Origin of the sequence: Planomonospora antibiotica, from assembly GCF_014647955.1 — a bacterium.
GTDB classification, from domain to species: Bacteria; Actinomycetota; Actinomycetes; order Streptosporangiales; family Streptosporangiaceae; genus Planomonospora; species Planomonospora parontospora.
Genome location: NZ_BMQE01000047.1, coordinates 22,734 through 40,608, shown reverse-complemented (window position 1 = coordinate 40,608; position 17,875 = coordinate 22,734). Strand labels below are relative to the sequence as shown.

At 69.7% G+C, this 17,875-nt stretch carries 22 protein-coding genes; 15 read left to right on the top strand and 7 right to left on the bottom strand.

Going from position 1 to position 17,875, the window contains the following annotated elements; all coding sequences use genetic code 11:
- Nucleotides 1-45 precede the first annotated feature (45 nt).
- From IEZ06_RS29545 to IEZ06_RS29520, 7 genes are all read left to right on the top strand, one after another.
- Nucleotides 46-921: a M15 family metallopeptidase gene (locus IEZ06_RS29545; protein WP_229798861.1), complete on the top strand. Its 876-nt coding sequence runs from the start codon at nucleotides 46-48 to the stop codon at nucleotides 919-921.
- 879 nt (nucleotides 922-1,800) lie between these two features.
- The gene (locus tag IEZ06_RS29540; RefSeq protein ID WP_189239967.1) at nucleotides 1,801-2,610 is read left to right on the top strand and encodes an aKG-HExxH-type peptide beta-hydroxylase; all 810 of its coding nucleotides are present in this window, start codon (nucleotides 1,801-1,803) and stop codon (nucleotides 2,608-2,610) included.
- Nucleotides 2,607-2,909, top strand: coding sequence for a hypothetical protein (locus IEZ06_RS29535; protein ID WP_189239966.1), 303 nt, complete (start codon nucleotides 2,607-2,609; stop codon nucleotides 2,907-2,909). The genes IEZ06_RS29540 and IEZ06_RS29535 overlap by 4 nt, the downstream gene beginning before the upstream one ends.
- 66 nt (nucleotides 2,910-2,975) lie before the next feature.
- Nucleotides 2,976-3,110, top strand: a complete 135-nt coding sequence (locus IEZ06_RS37365; RefSeq protein WP_268245636.1) for a hypothetical protein — start codon at nucleotides 2,976-2,978, stop codon at nucleotides 3,108-3,110.
- 64 nt (nucleotides 3,111-3,174) lie between these two features.
- A complete protein-coding gene (locus tag IEZ06_RS29530; RefSeq protein ID WP_189239965.1) occupies nucleotides 3,175-4,245 on the top strand; it encodes a hypothetical protein in 1,071 nt (356 codons plus the stop codon).
- Complete coding sequence (locus tag IEZ06_RS29525; protein ID WP_189239964.1) at nucleotides 4,238-5,074, top strand: methyltransferase domain-containing protein; 837 nt, start codon at nucleotides 4,238-4,240, stop codon at nucleotides 5,072-5,074. Before IEZ06_RS29530 ends, IEZ06_RS29525 begins: the two co-directional genes overlap by 8 nt.
- Nucleotides 5,071-6,303 (top strand): MFS transporter, encoded by a 1,233-nt coding sequence (locus tag IEZ06_RS29520; protein ID WP_189239963.1) that lies wholly within the window; start codon nucleotides 5,071-5,073, stop codon nucleotides 6,301-6,303. Before IEZ06_RS29525 ends, IEZ06_RS29520 begins: the two co-directional genes overlap by 4 nt.
- 114 nt (nucleotides 6,304-6,417) lie before the next feature.
- Here IEZ06_RS29520 and IEZ06_RS29515 read toward each other — a convergent pair whose 3' ends face one another.
- The 4 genes from IEZ06_RS29515 to IEZ06_RS29500 form a co-directional block, all read right to left on the bottom strand.
- Nucleotides 6,418-6,720, bottom strand: coding sequence for a hypothetical protein (locus IEZ06_RS29515; protein WP_189239962.1), 303 nt, complete (start codon nucleotides 6,718-6,720; stop codon nucleotides 6,418-6,420).
- Between the two features lie 161 nt (nucleotides 6,721-6,881).
- Nucleotides 6,882-7,574 (bottom strand): hypothetical protein, encoded by a 693-nt coding sequence (locus tag IEZ06_RS29510; RefSeq protein WP_189239961.1) that lies wholly within the window; start codon nucleotides 7,572-7,574, stop codon nucleotides 6,882-6,884.
- A complete protein-coding gene (locus IEZ06_RS29505; RefSeq protein WP_189239960.1) occupies nucleotides 7,571-8,308 on the bottom strand; it encodes an RNA polymerase sigma factor in 738 nt (245 codons plus the stop codon). Before IEZ06_RS29505 ends, IEZ06_RS29510 begins: the two co-directional genes overlap by 4 nt.
- A 181-nt stretch (nucleotides 8,309-8,489) precedes the next feature.
- Nucleotides 8,490-9,038: a GNAT family N-acetyltransferase gene (locus tag IEZ06_RS29500; RefSeq protein ID WP_189239959.1), complete on the bottom strand. Its 549-nt coding sequence runs from the start codon at nucleotides 9,036-9,038 to the stop codon at nucleotides 8,490-8,492.
- Between the two features lie 300 nt (nucleotides 9,039-9,338).
- Between IEZ06_RS29500 and IEZ06_RS29495 the strand changes: the two genes are divergently transcribed.
- Entirely contained in the window at nucleotides 9,339-10,202 is an 864-nt protein-coding gene (locus IEZ06_RS29495) for an NUDIX hydrolase (protein ID WP_189239958.1), read from the top strand.
- 161 nt (nucleotides 10,203-10,363) lie between these two features.
- On the opposite strand, the gene IEZ06_RS29490 is transcribed toward IEZ06_RS29495, so the two are convergent.
- Nucleotides 10,364-11,053 (bottom strand): response regulator, encoded by a 690-nt coding sequence (locus tag IEZ06_RS29490; protein ID WP_189239957.1) that lies wholly within the window; start codon nucleotides 11,051-11,053, stop codon nucleotides 10,364-10,366.
- Nucleotides 11,050-12,291 (bottom strand): sensor histidine kinase, encoded by a 1,242-nt coding sequence (locus IEZ06_RS29485; protein WP_189239956.1) that lies wholly within the window; start codon nucleotides 12,289-12,291, stop codon nucleotides 11,050-11,052. Before IEZ06_RS29485 ends, IEZ06_RS29490 begins: the two co-directional genes overlap by 4 nt.
- 204 nt (nucleotides 12,292-12,495) lie before the next feature.
- On the opposite strand from IEZ06_RS29485, the gene IEZ06_RS29480 reads away from it, so the two are divergent.
- From IEZ06_RS29480 to IEZ06_RS29455, 6 genes are all read left to right on the top strand, one after another.
- Entirely contained in the window at nucleotides 12,496-13,107 is a 612-nt protein-coding gene (locus IEZ06_RS29480; protein WP_189239955.1) for a hypothetical protein, read from the top strand.
- A 61-nt stretch (nucleotides 13,108-13,168) separates the two neighbouring features.
- Nucleotides 13,169-14,200, top strand: a complete 1,032-nt coding sequence (locus IEZ06_RS29475) for a permease (RefSeq protein ID WP_189239954.1) — start codon at nucleotides 13,169-13,171, stop codon at nucleotides 14,198-14,200.
- Nucleotides 14,185-14,976 carry a TIGR03943 family putative permease subunit gene (locus tag IEZ06_RS29470; protein ID WP_189239953.1) on the top strand — a complete coding sequence of 264 codons (792 nt, stop codon included), beginning with the start codon at nucleotides 14,185-14,187 and terminating at the stop codon, nucleotides 14,974-14,976. Before IEZ06_RS29475 ends, IEZ06_RS29470 begins: the two co-directional genes overlap by 16 nt.
- Before the next feature lie 233 nt (nucleotides 14,977-15,209).
- Nucleotides 15,210-15,815, top strand: coding sequence for a hypothetical protein (locus tag IEZ06_RS29465; protein WP_189239952.1), 606 nt, complete (start codon nucleotides 15,210-15,212; stop codon nucleotides 15,813-15,815).
- A gap of 63 nt (nucleotides 15,816-15,878) precedes the next feature.
- Entirely contained in the window at nucleotides 15,879-16,286 is a 408-nt protein-coding gene (locus IEZ06_RS29460) for a hypothetical protein (protein ID WP_189239951.1), read from the top strand.
- Nucleotides 16,287-16,288: 2 nt separating this feature from the next.
- The gene (locus tag IEZ06_RS29455) at nucleotides 16,289-16,675 is read left to right on the top strand and encodes a hypothetical protein (protein WP_189239950.1); all 387 of its coding nucleotides are present in this window, start codon (nucleotides 16,289-16,291) and stop codon (nucleotides 16,673-16,675) included.
- Nucleotides 16,676-16,735: 60 nt separating this feature from the next.
- Here the strand turns inward: IEZ06_RS29455 and IEZ06_RS29450 are convergent, their stop codons facing one another.
- Nucleotides 16,736-16,903 carry a hypothetical protein gene (locus IEZ06_RS29450; protein ID WP_189239949.1) on the bottom strand — a complete coding sequence of 56 codons (168 nt, stop codon included), beginning with the start codon at nucleotides 16,901-16,903 and terminating at the stop codon, nucleotides 16,736-16,738.
- Nucleotides 16,904-17,123: 220 nt separating this feature from the next.
- On the opposite strand from IEZ06_RS29450, the gene IEZ06_RS29445 reads away from it, so the two are divergent.
- Nucleotides 17,124-17,690, top strand: coding sequence for a hypothetical protein (locus IEZ06_RS29445; RefSeq protein WP_189239948.1), 567 nt, complete (start codon nucleotides 17,124-17,126; stop codon nucleotides 17,688-17,690).
- Nucleotides 17,691-17,875 lie beyond the last annotated feature (185 nt).

The window sequence follows — 17,875 nt, the reverse complement described above, 5'->3', positions numbered from 1 at the left end:
TGCCGGTCCGTTGCGAGGGGGCAGCAGGTGGGAAGATCTCCGTCCGTGACGCGCGTCCGGACCGCCCTCGCCATGACCGCCGCCTACCTCGCGGTGAGCGCCTGCGGCGGTTCCGAACCCGTCACCGCGCCCACGACGCCGCCCCCTCCGCCCAGCCCGCGCCCCTCGTCACCGTCCCCTTCGCCTTCGCCCTCGCCTTCGCCGACGGACTCGCCGACCGCGACCCCGTCGGCGTCCCCGTCCCCCCCGCCCGACGGAACGGACGGGCCGGCCGGGACCGCCTCCCCGCAGGCGTCGCCGTCCGCCGGGGCCGCCTCGCCGCCCCCCTCGCAGACGCAGCCCCCGGCCGAGCCCCCGGAGTTCGCCGCGAAGGTCTCCCGCGTCGCCCGCGAGCGCCTGCCGTACTCCTGGCGCAAGGGCTGCCCCGTCCCGGTCAGAGATCTGCGGCTGATCACGATGACCTACTGGGGCTTCGACGACCGGCCGCACACCGGCGAGCTGGTCGTGCACGAGGACGTCGCCGACGACGTCGTCACGGTCTTCGGCCGGCTGTACGACTGGCGCTGGCCGATCTACCGGATGGTGCTCGTCGACGTCTACAAGGGCGACGACTTCGACTCGATCGACGCCGACAACACCTCGGCCTTCAACTGCCGCCCGGCGACCGGCTCCAGCAGCTGGTCGCGGCACGCGTACGGCAAGGCCATCGACATCAACCCCCGCGAGAACCCCTACGTCTCCGCGGACGGCTCGGTCGCCCACCGGAACGCCCGCAGGTTCGCCGAGCGCCCGGTGAAGGCCCCCGGTGTGATCAACCCCGGCGACAAGGTCGTCCGCGCCTTCGAGAGGCTCGGCTGGGAGTGGGGCGGCTCGTGGTCCGGGATCAAGGACTACCAGCACTTCAGCAAGGGCGGCGGCTGAGGCCTGGGCCGACATCGCAGGGTGGAGCCTGATATGTGGTCCGACCTCTCGCCGGTTCTCAGTGTTTCCGGCTGTCTCCTACCCTCGTGTGCCCTGTCTCACGTCGGGATCGCCCGGCTGACCGCATTGGAGAAGCAGACCGGCTCGTACACGAGCGTCGCCGGTGCATGGCACCAGCATCCCCATGAACAGGGGGATATACCCCGTCGATCCCGGCGAGAAGTGACCGCAGTCCTGTCACGGCCGCGGAACCGTCGCCTCGCCGAGCGCTTCGGCTGGGCCGTTGCACCACCCGCCCGCGGTGAACGGGACGATCAAATGGAAACCTCCATCAGTTGAAACCGTTTGGGAGGGACGGCCGCCCCGTGAGCCATCGAGGTCGAGGGCCTCGAATATCCCATCCGATCTGCGACGAAACCAAGAATTCGTGTGGCGTGCATCACATCGAGCTTGACTTGCTCAGCAAAATCAATTGACCTGCAGAAACATGAGGCAACCCCTGCCTGATGACTTTACGTAGCGAAGGTATTGCAAGTCATGCATTGCCTCCTCCCGCACCTCTGACTCAATATCAATCATGATCACCACCAGCGCCCACAGGAGGTTATAGATGTCGGCGGAGATCCGATTCCATGTTGATCAGGATCTATCGACCGGCCTATTCGGTGATGGTGGCGCATTGCAGCACGACGCAGCCGTCCTTCTCGCCGGGCAAGCCTGGTCCCGGGGCAGGACATCCCCGGCGGCCGGCACGGGAACCGCCGTCGATGCGCTCGCGCACCTGGCCACCCGAGCCAGTCTGGAAGCCGAAGGCTCCGAACTGGAGTGGAGCACGCTCAACCCGGACCTGGGGAAACCGCCCATGACTGGACCGCGCCGGTGCCATGGATCAACGGTCATGCCGCATGGTCTGTCACAGACTGGAAAACCGAGGACTCCTCCCGGTTGCTGAACGTTGTTCGCGCGGTCTTTTCCTTCAGCGGCCACGAAGAGGAGGTCGGGGAAGGTTGCCTGATCGAGAGAGATCACTATTCTCTCGCACGAGCCCAGGAAATACTCGTGAAGACGATGCCGAATCTGACCGCGAACACCCTTTCGCTGGTTCGGCTACTGGTAGTCCTTCGTACGGACATCCCGTCATGGTATCTGACACAGATCCCAGAGAGCATCGGCCTGGGAGAGAACCTTCTCCGACGTGAGAGCGATCTCGTCATCGCAGAATGCCTGCTGCATGAATGCCTACATGAGAAATATACGCTGATGCGGCTTGTCCGAGCCCTTGTCCGCCCCGGTTACAGTGATCACAATAGCCCCGGAGTGATGCTTCCCTGGTCATTGAGCATGGGCGAGCGAAGGGTCTTCAAAGTCAATCGACTTCTTTCCACCCTGCACGTCTACGCACATCTGTCGGCTTTTCATTCGGCAGTCCTGCGGACTCCTGGACTTGGCGCTCATCATGCTCAGGCAGCGGATCGCATCCGAACGAACTTCGAGCGGGCTTCCTACATCAACCAAGCCCTGCAGTGGACGGAAGTCAGTTGCCATCTGGGTGGCGACGGTCACGCCCTACGCGACTGGCTTGACCGTACAGCGCTCGGCTTCGTCCGCGAGACATCCGACGTCCTCGGGCTCGGCCTGCAGGCTTACCCCACCGACCAATGGACGCATGACGATCTGATCGAGGTATGACCATGACACAGCCGATATCGATCCCGGAAGTACGGATCGAACCGCTGTCCATCAAGGGGCGTTACTTTCTCTTCGCCCGGCAGCCACCGACCGTGATGATGATCGATTCGATGACCGCATTAGTCGTCCGTCTTGCACAGGATCCGGACACTGCACCCGGTGAGGTGAGACAGCGTTTTCGCGAGCTGACCTCCCGGCGAGGACTTTCACCGGATGCTGCGGATGCCCAATTCGATGTGGCCGTCGCCGCGCTGAAGGCCGCTGGATTGACAGAGTTCGAGGCGGACGCGCACATGTGACGGGCCCCATAGGTCCCGGCTCCCCGACGGAGCCGGTAACTGCAACGATCGAGGGGAGGTAGAACAATGAGCACCGCCACCATCACCGTCGAGGATCTCCTGGCCGAGATCGACGACCAGTCGGCCGAGACGGCGCAGCCCATCTCGACAGTTGTCATGCCCGACATCAAGGCACAGGCGCAGTATCCGAAGATGGTCTGACAGCGCGGACGGGTGGGAGGGCTTGCCACTCTCACCCGTCCGTATCCACTACTGGCGAGGAGCCATGGCACAGCGATCCACTGCAGTATTGCACGATGGGCCGTTCGGAGACTCCAACGCCCTGCGAAACGATCTCCAGGTGTTCCACGCAGGGCTGGTCGAAATGCTCAGCGAAGTGACCGGAACCCGGCTGCCTGACAGCGGCCAGTCCTTGCTCCGGCAAAGCATACGGCGGGCCTACCTGGAACGCGCTTTCAAAGCGTGTGTCGTACAGCGTGACACCACCGAAGCGACTCGCCTCGTCAACGAGGCGGCCACTCTTCTCGACGAGACCACCGAAGAGACCGAGGTGGCAGCTGTCCCCTCCGTCTACGCCCTCGCCACCGACTGGGAAGAGTCGAGAGCCGGCCGTCTCCTGGTCGAGCTCATCAAGAAGGACCTCGCCCCTCATCCGGTGACCGTTCTCAACGCCACTCCCGCGCAGGCCCTAGACGTCGCCCGCGGCATCCACCTATTGATTGAAATGCTTGGCGAGCTCGCCACAGGCACGCTCGCCTGCGTGTCGGGGACAGTCATCCTGGACAGCGACGCCGTTGAGTCGGCTTTCATCGTGCCGGTCCCGGCCGTTTCGGTAATGAACCAGAACATACTTTCGGATCCTGTCGCCGTCGCGGACGCCGCGCTACACGAAGCCTGCCATCAGAAGCTGTACGACCTGATGGCCACCCGACACATCGTCCAGTCCGGCTATGATTATCTGAAAGGTCCGCTCTTCGAAATTCCATGGACACCGATCAACGGTAAACGCAGGACCATGGATGCAGTCCGGATCGTATCCACTCTTCACGTGTACGCCCATGCCATGGCTCTTCTCATCGCCTTGGCCAACAGTGGCCGAGAACACCCGACTGCGACAGACCGCCTGTCCGACTATTGGCGACGATCCCAATTCTTCTGGACTGTCGCGGAGAGCGGCGCTCTCGATCGAGGGCTTGGTCCTGACGGTCGGGCCATGGCACGGTGGCTCACCGAGATCTTCCATCTTCACGCTCAGGACATGCAGGACCTGGGGCATGGAACGGACGACACATTCGGCCGTGACGCACGCCGTCAAGTGGAGGCTCTCGGTGCTTGACGACTGGGGGCCGGACCCGCTTTTCGGTCCATTTCTGAGGATCCATGAACGTTTCCCGGATGTGCCTGTCATAAGCTACTACGAAGACGACTTCTATGTTTACGGACGTGACGCGGCCTGGCCTCAGGTGTGGGATGTTCCTGCGATCACCGCATTGGCGGAGCGCGTCGATCCCAAAGCGATCATGGATCTCGGTTGCGGTGAGGGTCGCATTTCCTGGAACCTTGTAAAGCGAGGATTCACCGGCCCGATCATGGGTGTCGACAACTCCCCCTCCGCCATGAAGGCTTTCACCGAGCGGTTCGCACCGTACGACCAAGCACATTTTGAGCTTCGGGACGCCACGGGACCGGCATCGGCCGTCACAGAGTGCGATCTGATCGTCATGGGAAGCGTGACGATCAACTCGTTCTGCACGGAGCAGCGACTCAACGCGCTACTGCAGTTCATCAATGCCTCGTTGCCGACTGGCGGACATGCGATCCTCCTCGCCTATCAGGACCAAATCCTCGAAGGCTTCGAGCAACTCAGCGGAGCCATGGACGCCGTCGACTTCACCGACTCGGAGGGAGTTCAGCGTCTCATCTGGCGCGGAGTCCACTACAGAGATCAAGATTTCCGCCAGAACTACTTCATCGAGCATTCCGGCTCTCGTTTCCCTGGAGTCCTCGGTGTGCTCAGGGAACGAATCTGGACCGCTACCGAACTGCGTGCGCTAGCGGAATCAGTCGGTCTCCAGGTCGTCAATCGCGAGGTCGCCACCGTCGACGACGGCGGTGCCGAGGGATGGAGCTGCGACGCACTCTTGTTCCGTAAGGGTTCTGTATGACGACCCGGATCCGACCATCCAGGGCACTCGTAGCATTGATCACCGGGACGTTCATCTCCGTCACGGGGGACAGCGTTGCGTCCCTTTCCATGATCCTTGATGCGGCGGCTTTCGGTGAGCCGTGGTGGGTGACCGAAGTCTTCTTCGCGGAGCTTCTGCCACCGCTGGTCCTCGCTCCGTTCCTTGGCGTCCTGGTCGACCGGACCAGTGCCAAGAACGTGTGGACAGGCGCGGTCCTCGCGCAGGCACTGATATTCGGGATCGCCGCGATGGTGCCGGATTTCCACGCACGAGTGGCACTCGTGGCTCTTGCCAATGTTTTCGCAGTCGCGTCATCAGCAGCCGCTTTCAAACTGGTACCCGCGATAGCCGGCGAAACTGGTGCCGAGCGGGCCAACAGCGGCATCGGAACCGCCACGTCTCTGGCTTTCCTGGCAGGTCCTGGGATCGGAGGCGCCGCCTATGTCGCCACCGGCAGCTCTCTCCTGCTCGGCTTGAACGCTGTTTCCTTCCTCTTGATCGCCGCAGTCACAGGTGTCGTCGTGCCGAACGACACCGACGAGCGCATGGAGTTGGACACCCGGCCGTTCGAGGGAGCACGCGAAGGCTTTCGCGTGCTGCGTGCCTCGCCGGTCATCGGACCGATGCTTCCCATCCTCGGGGGCGTCATCTTCGCCACGTCTGTCGAAGGAGTCGCAGGTGTCTTCTATCTGAGGGAGGTGGCGGCCGGAGATTCGGTTTACGGACTACTGCTCGCCGCTTGGGCACTGGGATCCATTCCCGGCGCGCTTGCCGGTGGATGGCAGCGGGTGACGGGGAAGGAGGTCCTCCTGGTCGCCGGCGGTGCGTTGTCGATCTCCATCGCCCTGCTGGTCGAGGGACTCGTTCCCATCGCATGGGTCATCGCTGTCGTGTTCGTGATCGGCGGCTTCGGCAACGGTGCCCACAACGTCGGCGTTCGCAGTGCGATCCATCGCCACATCCCCGCCCATGCCCATGGACGAGCATGGTCCTACTACTCGGTTCTCGCCAATTCCTGCGTTGCCCTGGGGTACGTGGTAGGGACACCAGGAGTGGTGATGGGCAGTCGCCCCATGGTCATTGTCTCGGGCGTACTGGCGCTCAGTATGAGTCTGCTCGGGATCTGGCTCCTGCGACGGGTGCTTCTCACCCAGGCCAAGGCGGAGAAGCCGTCGGCGACCCCCTCCCTAGGCCGACGGGCCGACTGACCCGAATCACCGGAAGCGGCGCGGTTCGGCCGGCGAACTCGAGACGTCGGTCGGCCGCCGGGCAGGGGAAGCGAAGGGGCAGGGGCCGCCGGTATGCGGGCCCTGCCCCTTCGCTCAGTCTTCGTCGTGCCAGGTATGCAGCTCGCAGCGCGCCTGGTGCCGGCTGCGGCGGCGCTCCTGACGCCGGAGGTGGTATCCCTCGCGGCCCCCGCCGACCCCACCGCAGTCGAACACGTAGTAGGCGGTGGCGCGCCAGTGACAGCCGCTCGTGCAGTGGTTCAGGGACGCGCTGTCGGCAGTGATCTCGTCCGGCAGCGTGCACGACCCGAACCTGTGATCATGCACGGGCACGCAGGTCACCATCGGCGCGTCGGCCATCCGCACCCACCAGGGCCGGGTCTTGTCGGTCTTGCTCATACGGTCACCTTTCGGCTCCGTGACACCCCGGGATGGGGCCGTCACAAGACCGGATGCACCGTGATCACCTCCGACTTCCGTGTGCGACATACGGCACCGACGCTACCGCGTCGGCGTCGGGGATGGCGGTGGAGCGGGCCGCCCTCACCGTGTGCCGGACGTCATGTCCCCGGCGTCTCCGCAGGACCCAGCGGATGCCCGGTGCTGTCGACCAGGACGCACGGCTTCACCGGACCGTTCGAGATCCGCGCCCACACGGCCGAGATGACCGCGTCGTCGTTCTCGCCGAGGGTGAACTCGAGGACCGCCGTCTGGCCGTCGTCGAGAGCGCCGGGGTCGAACAGGAAACCCCCCTCGGGACCGGTGACGCCTCGGGGGATCACCAGTGGCCTCCCGTCGGCGGGATCGTACGTCTCTTCGCGGGGCAGCAGGGAATCGCTGCGCGGGTCCTCACACTGCTTCCCCCGGGGAACGTAGTCCACCACGGCGTCGAAGCCGAGGGCGTTCAGGTCCGCCTCCAGAGCCTTGGGATCCCGCACCTCGTTGATCTCGACCGTGATCGTGCCGTCGGGATTGCGCGACACGGCGTACGCCGGTGTCCCCCCTCCGGTGAGAACCGGTACGGCCACCGCCAGCGCCGCCGCGGCGGCCAGGACGGAGGAGAGAAGGATCGGGCGCCGCAGCGCAGAGCGGCGTTCGAGCCTCGACGGCCGGGTGTCGTGGTGGATCTGCTGCATCATGATTCCCTTGAGCAGTCGGTGGCGGTCCGCCGGCAGGTCCCGCTCCACCGGAGCGGGCAGCAGCCGGGCCAGTTCCTCGAGCTGATCGGGGCCGGACTGCGGTCGGCTGTTCATCGAACCTTCCTCCCAACGGGCCGGACCGCGTCGTCGCGGTCACCATCTACCTGTCCGGGCCGTGGCCGCGGTTCCCTGCTCCCTCCGGGCGCCGGCCAGGCACGCGACCGCGGGTCCGGTGCTCCTCCGCCCTGCGGGTCCGGTGCTCCTCCGGCCCGCCGTTCCGGTGCTCCTCCGACCCGCTCTTCCGGTGCTCCTCCGCTCACCGCCGCGGCCTCGGCGAGCTTCTGGAGTCTCTTCCTCGCCCGCGAGAGCCGGGAGCGGACCGTGCCCACCGGAACTCCGAGGGCCTGGGCGGTCTCGGCGTACCCGAGCCCGGCCCACACGCACAGCGCGAGCACCTCGCGCTCCGGACGGCGCAGCGCGCCCAGAGCCGTACGCACGGAGGCCAGCAGCCTGTCGTCGTCGACCTGGCCCGCGACCTCCTCGGTGATGTCCGGCACCGCCTCGCCCGGAGGCAGTCTGGCGATCACGCCTTCGTGCCGCCGGGAGGCGCGCCTGGCGTTGCGCGCCACGTTGGTCGCGATGCCCAGCAGCCACGGCCGCAGCGAGCCGCCGTCCGGGTCGACCCTGCTCCGCAGCCGCCACGCCTCCAGGAAGGTCAGGGACACCACGTCCTCGGCGGCCGACCAGTCACCGGTCAGCCGGAAGGCGTGGTTGTAGACCGAACGCGCGTAGTCGTCGAACAGCCGGCCGAAGGCGTCCGGATCCCCGGCGCGCACCCTGGCGCGCATAGTCGTCTCCACACCCGTGTACTGTCCGGCGGGCCTCCGCCGGTTCCCCGCGTCCGGGACATCTCGTCCACGGTTCGGCGGTGGACGCGGGTCCGTGACCGGTGATCGCGCAGGACGGCGTCGCCGTACGGCGGCACCGCCGGGCGCGTCGGCCTCGGGGTCCCTCCCGCCGGATCTCGGGTCACCCCCGGCGGATCTCCCAGACCACGTCGACGCCGCTCTCCGCGGGCGCCACCGGCTCCCGGGGCACCCGGCCGACCTCGCGGTAGCCCAGGCGCCGGGGCACGGCGCCGCTCACGTGGTTCGCCGCGTCGTGTTTGATCACGATCCGCTCGATCCCCGGCAGGGCGAGCCCCTCGGCGGTGAGCGCCCCGGCCGCGGCCGTCATGTGCCCGCGGCCGGTGTGGCCGCCGTGCAGCCAGTAGCCGATCTCCAGGGCGCCGGGGCCGACACGGGCCATCAGACTGATGGATCCGACGACCGGGCCGCCGTCGGCGGGCCGGAGGACGTAGGCGAACTCGGTGCCCCCGGCCCAGCCCTCCTCCGCGCGCCGGATCCAGCCGAGGGCGTCCTCGACGGAGTGCCCGTCGTGGGCCCAGGGCATCCACGGCTGCAGGTGCGCGATGGACTCGCTGATCGCCGCCGCGACGCCTTCTGCGTCGGCCTCCCGCACCCGGTGGAGCACGACGGACCCGGCGGCGATCTCTTCGGCAGGGGATACCTGTTCCATCGGAACATACTGGTAGAAGCACCCTCACCGGTGCAATCGAGATATCGGCGGACACGGGCCCTCGGCACGGCCGGGGCCGCCCGTCCCGCCGCCGGGACGTGCGACGACGTGCCCGCATGGACTCCGGACGCGGCCGGACCGCGCATCCCGCCGTCACCCGTGGGGCACGCGTTCCGGGCCGGACCCCGCCGGGCAGTACCTCCACCAGGGGGGCCGCCGGTGTCCCCCAGGCCGGACGGTCGCACACGGTGACCGCTCCGACCCCTGGTAAAAGATCCGAGCTGAGGCATCATGGACGCTATGACGGTGGGGGACGGTGACGGCTGGGCCCGGTGCGGCCGAGGCCACCGGCACTGGGGCGTGTACGGCGCATCCGGACTGCTCGCCGTCCACCACGACTCCGCGGGCACCCCTCACGTCCTCATGCAGAAGCGCTCCCTGTGGAGCCACCACGGCGGCACCTGGGGTCTGCCCGGCGGCGCCCGCGACAGCCATGAGGACGCGATCACCGGCGCCCTGCGCGAGGCCTGCGAGGAGGCCGCCCTGCACGGTGACGGCCTCCGCGTGCAGGGCGTCTACCTGGACGACCACGGGGGCTGGTCCTTCGAGACGGTGATCGCCGAGGCCGACGGCCTGCTGCCCGCGGTCCCGGCCAGCAGCGAGAGCGCCGACCTGCGCTGGCTGCCCGCCGGGGAGATCGCCGCCAGGAGGCTCCATCCCGGTTTCGCGGAGACCTGGCCCGCGCTCAAGCCGGCACTCGGCCCCCTGGTGCTCGTCCTCGACGCCGCCAACATCGTCGGCGCCCGTGCCGAGCACGGCTGGTGGAGGGACCGCGCCGGGGCGACCGCCAAGCTGCTCTCCGAGGTCGCCGCCCTCGCCGAGGGCGGCCTGCACGCCGTACCCGGGCACGTGCCGCCCCTGGCCCGCTGGTTCCCCCGGATCGTCACGGTCGTCGAGGGCGCCGCCCGGGAGGTGACGGCGCCGCCCGGCGTCACCGTCCTGGCCGCGCCGGGCAGCGGGGACGACACGATCGTGCGGGCCGTACGGGAGACCTCCGGCTGGGAGCGCGTCCTCGTCGTCACCGCCGACCGCGCCCTGCGCGACCGCGTCACCGAACTCGGCGCCGACGTCACCGGGCCGAGATGGCTGCTGTCGCAATTGTGAGCGTTCTCTTGGTGCGGCCGTCCTCCTGACGTGGTCGTTCTCCCCGTGTGAACGGTTTCCGGTGTGGTCGTCCTCCTGGCGTGAGCGGTTCCGGGCGTGAGCGGTTCCGGGCGTGAGCGGTTCCGGGCGTGAGCGGTTCCGGGCGTGAGCGGGCCGCCGGGTCAGCGGGCGCCGGGCTGGAGGAGTCCCGACTCGTAGGCGGCGATGACCGCCTGCACCCGGTCGCGCAGGCCCAGCTTCATCAGGACGTTGCTCATGTGCGTCTTGACCGTGTGCTCGCTGACCACCAGCTCGGCGGCGATCTCCGCGTTGGACAGCCCCCTGCCCAGCAGGACCAGCGTCTCGCGTTCGCGCTGGGTCAGCCCGTCCAGCCCGCCCGGGCTGCCCGGCCCGGACTGGCTGCCGGACGGGACCGGGGCCGGGCGCGGGCGCCTGCTCACCATGTCGTCGATCAGCCGTCGGGTCACGGACGGGGCCAGCAGCGAGTCCCCGGCCGCCACGACGCGGACCGCGTGGACCAGGTCGTCCCGGCGCACGTCCTTGAGCAGGAAACCGCTTGCCCCGGCGTGCAGCGCGTCGTAGACGTAGTCGTCCTGGTCGAAGGTGGTGAGCATGAGGACCCGGGTGGCGGTCTCCGCGCACACCGTGCGGGCGGCCTCGATGCCGTCCATGCGGGGCATCCGGATGTCGAGGAGCAGCACGTCCGGCCGGTGCCCGCGGACGGCCGCGATCGCCTCGATCCCGTCACCGGCCTCCCCGGCGACCGTGATGTCCGGCTGCGCGTCCAGGATCATCGCGAAGCCGCTGCGCACCAGTTCCTGATCGTCGGCGATCACCACGCTGATCGTCACCGGATCACCGCCGCGGTCCCGTGGAGGGGGAGCCGTACGGACACCCGGAACCCGGTCCCGTCCGGGGCGGGGCCGAACGCGGCGGTTCCCCCGCAGGCCGCGGCCCGCTCGCGGATGCCGATCAGCCCTTCGCCGCCCCGCTCGCGGATGCCGGTCCGCTCGCCGTCACCCCGTCCGCCGGTCCGTCCGCCGGTCCGTCCACCGCTCCCGCTGCCGTCGTCGGTGACAGTGATCATGAGTGCGTCGTCCTTCCAGTCGAGGCGGACCTCCGCCGTGGCGGCGCCGGCGTGTCTGACGATATTGGTGAGCGACTCCTGGACGATCCGGTAGGCCGCCACCTCGACGTCGGCGGGCGGTTCCACCGGGGTGCCGGCGGTGGCCAGGGACACCCGGAGGCCGCCCGACGCGACCCGGCCGACCAGGTCGGGGATCCGGTCCAGGGTGGGCTGCGGGTCCCTCGGCCCCTCGGACTCCTTCAGCAGGCCGAGCATCCGCCGGAGCTGCGCCATCGCCTCCCGGCCCGCGCCGGCGATCGTCTCGAAGGCGGCCTCCGCCCGTTCCGGGTTCGACCGTACGGCGAGCGGCCCGGCCTCGGCCTGGACGACCATGACGCTCACCGCGTGGGCGAGGACGTCGTGCATGTCCCGGGCGATCCTGGCGCGCTCGCGTTCCGCCGCGCGCTCCGCCTCGATCTCGCGCTCGCGCTCCAGCCGTACGGCCCGCTCCTCCAGCCCGGCGGTGTAGGCGCGGTGCATCACCACGGCCCTGCCGAGCGCGTAGGCGGCGGCCCAGGTCACCATCCCCCGCACAAATGTGGGCACGGAGCCCACCGAGAGCAGGGAGCCGCAGAGGACGATCGCGGCCCCGGCGAAGCGCCGCCCGCGGGGGCAGCGTTCGGCCACGGTGTAGGTGGCGACCAGCCAGCCGTACCAGATGGGCTGCGCCGGGTTGTCCGGGTCGTTGAGGGAGTACAGGCCCGAGGCGGCGAGGGTGAGGACCAGCACCGCGAACGGGTACCGGCGGCGCGCGAGCAGCGGCAGTGCGGAGGCGAGGACGGGGAGGTAGTGGGCCACCGTCCACGGCCCCTCGGCGAGGCGGCGCGTCTCGTACAGGAACGGCACCGACTGGGCGGCGAGCACCAGGACGGTCAGCGCCACGTCCGGCACGACGGGAGGAAGCGCTCGCACCCGCCCGGCCAGGGAGCCGGTCAAGCCGTCGACCAGAGGGGAGAAGGACATGGCACCGGAGTATCCAGGACGGCCCGGGGCCGCCGTCTCCCCCGCGCAGGGGATGTCCGCGACCCGCCGGGGCCCGGCATCGCCGGTGCGGGGGAGACGCTCCCCCGTGCGGGGGAGCCGGGGAACCGCTCCCACCGGCGATCATTTCCGAGCCCGTGGAGGCCAGGCTCGGAAGCGCACACCGACCCGTTGGGAGCCCCCGCAATGAACGTCCGCACCGCCTTCGTCGCCGCGCCCCTGCTCGTCTTCGCCTACGGGGTGATCCGGATCCTCGACGGCCTCGACGGCAGCCGGGGCCCCGGCCTCGCCTGGACCGCCGGCCACCTCGCCTTCCTCGCGGCCCTGGCCCTGTTCGTGCCGATCTTCTGGGAGATGCGCCGGATGGCGGGCCGGAACGCCGTCGCCACCGTGAGCGCCGCCCTCGGGACCGCCGGCCTGCTCGCCCTCGCCGTGCAGTTCGCCATCGACATCGTGATCGGGTTCATGTCCGCCGACCACGACGCCATGGGCGCGCTGTTCGACCGGGTGCAGGCCGTTCCGGGCGTCTCGTTCGTGGTCTACGACGGCGTCCCCCTCCTGTTCTTCGCCGCCCAGTTCGCCCTCGTCCTGCAGCTCGCCGTGGCCGGCCGGGTCAGGGCCTGGACGCCCGTCCTGGTCATGGCCGACCTGCTGCTCCCGTTCTTCGAGAAGGACCTGATCCCGCTGGGCGCGCTGTTCCTGCTCGTCTCCTTCGCGCCCCTCGCCCGCCGGTCCGCCGCGACCGCGACCGCGCCCACGGCCCCCGGCACCCCCGCCGTCTCCGCCGTCTCCGGGTGAATGTTCCACGTGGAACATCGGGGCGCCCGGCACGCCGGGAGCGTCTGGCACGATGGGGACCATGTCTCATCTCCACACCGATCCGCCGCGGGCGTGGACGGATGAGGACGGACCGGTCCCGCCGGACTCCTGGGGCCGCGACCCCTCCCCGGGGCGCACCCTCCCCTGGGGCTTCATGCTCGTCATCGTCCTGCTGGTCGCGGGGCGGTTCGCACTCGCCCCCCACCTGACCTCGGCGGCGCTGCGGACCTGGGCCACGATCTTCGTGGCCATCTGCGTGCAGGCCCTGCCGTTCCTGGTCTTCGGGGTCGCCCTGTCCGCCGCGATCACCGCTTTCGTCCCGGCCTCGTTCTGGACCAGGGCGCTGCCCGGACGCCCCTCGGTGGCCGTGCCCGTCGCCGGGATGGCGGGCGCGGTGCTCCCGGGCTGCGAGTGCGCGTCGGTCCCGGTCGCCTCGGGGCTGATGGCCCGGGGGGTGACCCCGGCCGCCGCGCTGGCCTTCCTGCTCGCCTCACCCGCGATCAACCCGATCGTGCTGGTCGCGACCGCCGTCGCCTTCCCCGGCCAGCCGCTGATGGTCGCCGCCAGGTTCGGCGCCTCGCTGACCGTGGCGGTGCTCGTCGGCTGGCTCTGGCTGCGGTTCGGCCGGAGCGAGTGGCTGCGGATTCCGTCCCGTCCGCACGGCGGCGGCTCGAAGCTCGTCGCGTTCGGCGAGGCCATGCGGCACGACCTGCTGCACGCCGGCGGGTTCCTCATCGTCGGCGGCCTGGCCGCCGCCACGCTCAACGTGCTCGTCCCCCGCGAGTGGCTGACCGCCGTGGCCCAGATCCCCTGGCTGGCGGTGCTGGTCATGGCCCTGCTCGCCGTGCTGCTGTCGATCTGCTCGGAGGCCGACGCGTTCGTGGCCGCCTCGATGACCGCGTTCTCACCGACCGCGAAGCTCGCCTTCCTGGTGGTCGGGCCGATGGTCGACCTCAAGCTGATCGCGCTGCAGATCGGCACGTTCGGCCGCGCGTTCGCGGTCAGGTTCGTCCCGCTGACCTTCGCGCTCGCCGTGCTGGTGAGCGCCCTGTCCGGATGGCTGCTGCTGTGAACCGCCTGTCCCAGAGCCTGGTCCTGGCCCTGCTGGGGGGCGCCGTGCTGCGGATCTCGGCGTTCTCCACGACCTACCTGAACTACGTGAAGCCCGGTTTCCGGCCGTTCCTGATCGGTGCCGGGGCGGTGCTGCTGATCCTCGGCGCCACCGGCCTGGTCCAGGCGTGGCGGGTGAAGGAAGGGCACCGGGACGGGCATGGGCACGACCACCGGAACGGGGACGGGGACGGCACCGACCACGCACACCGCCACGGGCATGGGCACGCGCACGGCGGTCCGCGGGTCGCCTGGTTGATGTGCCTGCCGGTGTTCGCCATCTTCCTGATCGCGCCGCCCGCCCTGGGCTCGTTCGCCGCCGCCCGCTCCGACGACACGCCCCGGCCCCGGTCGCAGGCGCTCAGCGCCTTCACCCCGCTGACCGGCGACGGCCCGGTGGACATGAAGATCGGCGAGTTCATCGGCCGGGCCTGGGACGACGAGAAGAAGTCCTTGACCGGCCGCCGGGTCCGGCTGACCGGCTTCGCCGTACCGTCCAGGAAGCAGGGCCAGTGGTACCTCGCCCGCATGCAGCTGGCCTGCTGCGCCGCCGACGCCTTCCCGCTGAAGGTCGCGGTCAAGGGGATCCCCGAGCCGCCCGCCGACACCTGGGTCGAGGTGACCGGCACCTGGATCCCGCCGAAGTTCGAGAAGATGCCCAACGGGGTAGTGCATCCGGAGTTGTCCGCCACGGGTCTGGTGAAGATCGACGCCCCCGCCGAGCCGTACGAGGACTAGGAACGGGAGGGACCCGTGGATCTCGGTCTGGCCCTGGCCCAGTACGGCCCGTTCGCCTCCCTCGGCAGCGTGACGGCGGTCGCCCGGGCGGCGGAGGACCTCGGATACGACAGCGTCTGGGTCGGCGGCCGGGAGACGGGCGGAGCCCGGACGGGCCGGTGGTCTTCATCGCCGCTCGGGGACGAGCGGCGTTACGATCACCGCATCCGTTCCCACCGGCCCCGGAGACCGAAGTGGGCTACCCGCCGCAGTACGGCCCGCCGCCCAGGGGCGAGACGGGCCGCGGCCTGACCGTGATCGTCCTCATGGTCGCCGGCCTGATCATCGGGACGGTCATCGCCGTGCTCACGGTGCTGGACCCGTCCGCGGCGCAGGACTCTCCGCCGGCCTCCGCGAGCACCTCGGACGCTCCGGGCGACGCCCGCGCGGAGGAGGCCGTACGGCGGGCCGCCCAGGCCGCGTTCGACGCCTACGCGGACGGGCGGTCCGGTGACTTCTGGGACCTGTGGAGCACCCGGGCCCGGTCGTCGATCACGCGTGAGGAGTACGTGCGGCTGTTCCAGCTCTGCCCCCAGCTCGTCGCCGGTGCGGCGTTCACCATCACCGACGTCTACGCCACCGGTGACACCGCCCTGGTGACGGCGGGCCGTACCGGGGACCCGACGCCCTACGACTACGACTTCGTCCGGGAGGACGGCTCGTGGCGGCACGTCCCGCCACCGGAGGAGCAGGAGGAGTACCGGGCCAAGGGCGTCGACCGGATCGTCGCGGAACGCCGGACCGCCGGCACCTGCGGCATCCCCGCTCCCTCCGCCTCCTCCACCCTCCCGGCCGGCTGAACCCCGGGGCCACCGCGCCGGAAAGGGCTGCCACGACGGGGATTCGGGGCTACTGTCGATGGCATGGCCTTCCCCCTGCCGTCACGGCGTGATGACGACAAGCCGGGCGAGTCCCGGTCCGGCGGGAGCACCGGCGCGGACAAGCCGGGGATCCCGATGTGGCTGGCCCATCTGCAGCCCCGCGACGCCTCCGACGGCGAGGGTTCCGCCACCTCCGTCACCATCGAGCTGGACCGGGCCGACTACGAGGCGCTGACCCGCAAGGCGAGGTCGGACGGGAAGCGGGTCGCCGACGTGGTGCGCGCGGCCGTGCAGCGGGAGATCGGCAACAAGCCGCACGTCATCGCTCTGATCCGCCGCTGGGATCTGAACCGCGAGGACCTCGACTCCGCCGCCGACTCGCTCGGTGTCGCCCGCCTCTCCGACGAGGAGTGGAGCCAGATCAGCACGCGCCGGAGCCGGAGGATCTGACCATGCTTCCCGGTCGGGTCCTCGATGTCAGCGCGTTGATCGACATCGCCGTCGCCAAGACCAAGTACGCGCGGGCCGTCACCGCCACCTGCCTGAGCAGCGGCGGCGGCATCTGCGTGCCCGCCACCGCCCTGGCGGCCGTCTACTCCATCGCCCCGCTCTCCACCCAGGTGGAGCTGTTCGAGCTGGTCTCGACGCCCGGCGTGAAGGTCGACGACTTCACCTCCGGCAAGGTGGGCGACATCGCGGAGATCCTGGACGGCTCGCGGGACGTCACCGCCGGCCACGTCGTCTGGTGCGCCCGGAACACCCGGTGGCCGATCCTGACCGACCGGGGCGAGCAACTGGCCGTCTACGACCCCCACGTCATGATCGACTCCCTGCCGTAGTCCCGACCGGAGTACGGCAGGCGCACGGGTGGTGGACGGCCGCCGGACCCGGAAAGATCTTCACTCGACGCCGTCGGTCCGGAACGTCACCGACTTGACCGGGGCGGGGCGCCCCTTCGACGCCGTCACCACGGCGGGAGCCGCCACCGCGGACGCAGGCTGGACGGCCAGGCCGCTGAGGGTCAGGCCGTCGGCGACGGAGAAGGCGAGCAGGTGGTGCTCGTGCATGAAGCAAAGCTCCTCGGCTGGTGCGATCGGGCTTCAACGATGCGCTCCGAACACGGCCGATGACGATGCGGAGCGGTTACCCGCGGTTCCTCACCCCAGGTCCGTCACCCGGTACGGCGGACGGTTCCTCATCGGATTCTCAGGCTCCCGCCATGGGCGTCTCATCCGGCCTGTCGACTATCGATGCAGGTCAACGAAGCGAAATCGAACAAGGAGTGTCATGAACCGCACCAAGCGCCTGGCCGTCATCGCCGGTCTCGGCACCGCACTCGCCGGAGGGCTGATCGTTCCGGTGGCGGCCTGGGCCGCCGAGCCGATCCCTGCCTCCTCATCGACGGCCGGCACCGCGACCGACACCGCGACCGGCGGCGGACACCGCGGCGAGCACGGCGGACGGGGCGGTCACGGCTGGCGGGCCGCCGAGCTCGCCAAGCTCCTCGGCGTCGACGAGGCCAAGGTCACCGCCGCGATGGAGGCCATCCACGGAGACCGCGGCACCGGCAGGGAAGCCCGGCCGGGCGACCGTACCGCGATGGCCGAGACCCTGGCCGCCGAGCTCGGCGTGAGCGCCGACAAGGTGACCGCGGCGCTGGACACGTTGCGGCAGCAGCGCACCGCCGCAGCCGAGGCCGCCCTGGCCGAGCGGCTCAAGACCGCCGTCACCGCGGGCACCCTCACCCAGGTCGAGGCCGACGCCGTACTCAAGGCGCACCGCGCCGGCCTGCTGGGCGGCGGCCCCCGGGGCGGGGGAAAGGCGGCTGACGGCACCGGCACCACCACCGAGTAGTGCTCCGGTCAGCAGGCCTGACCAGAGAACACCGGCCGGGGCGTGAACCGCCCCGGCCGGTTTCGTGTTCTCATTCGGGCCCACCGCCTCACGAAGCGACCGGTCTCACTTCGATGAGACGTCTGCTGGACCAGCTCGGGCGAGGGCCGGACGATCGGCCGGTACGGCGCGCGGCCTCGACGTCC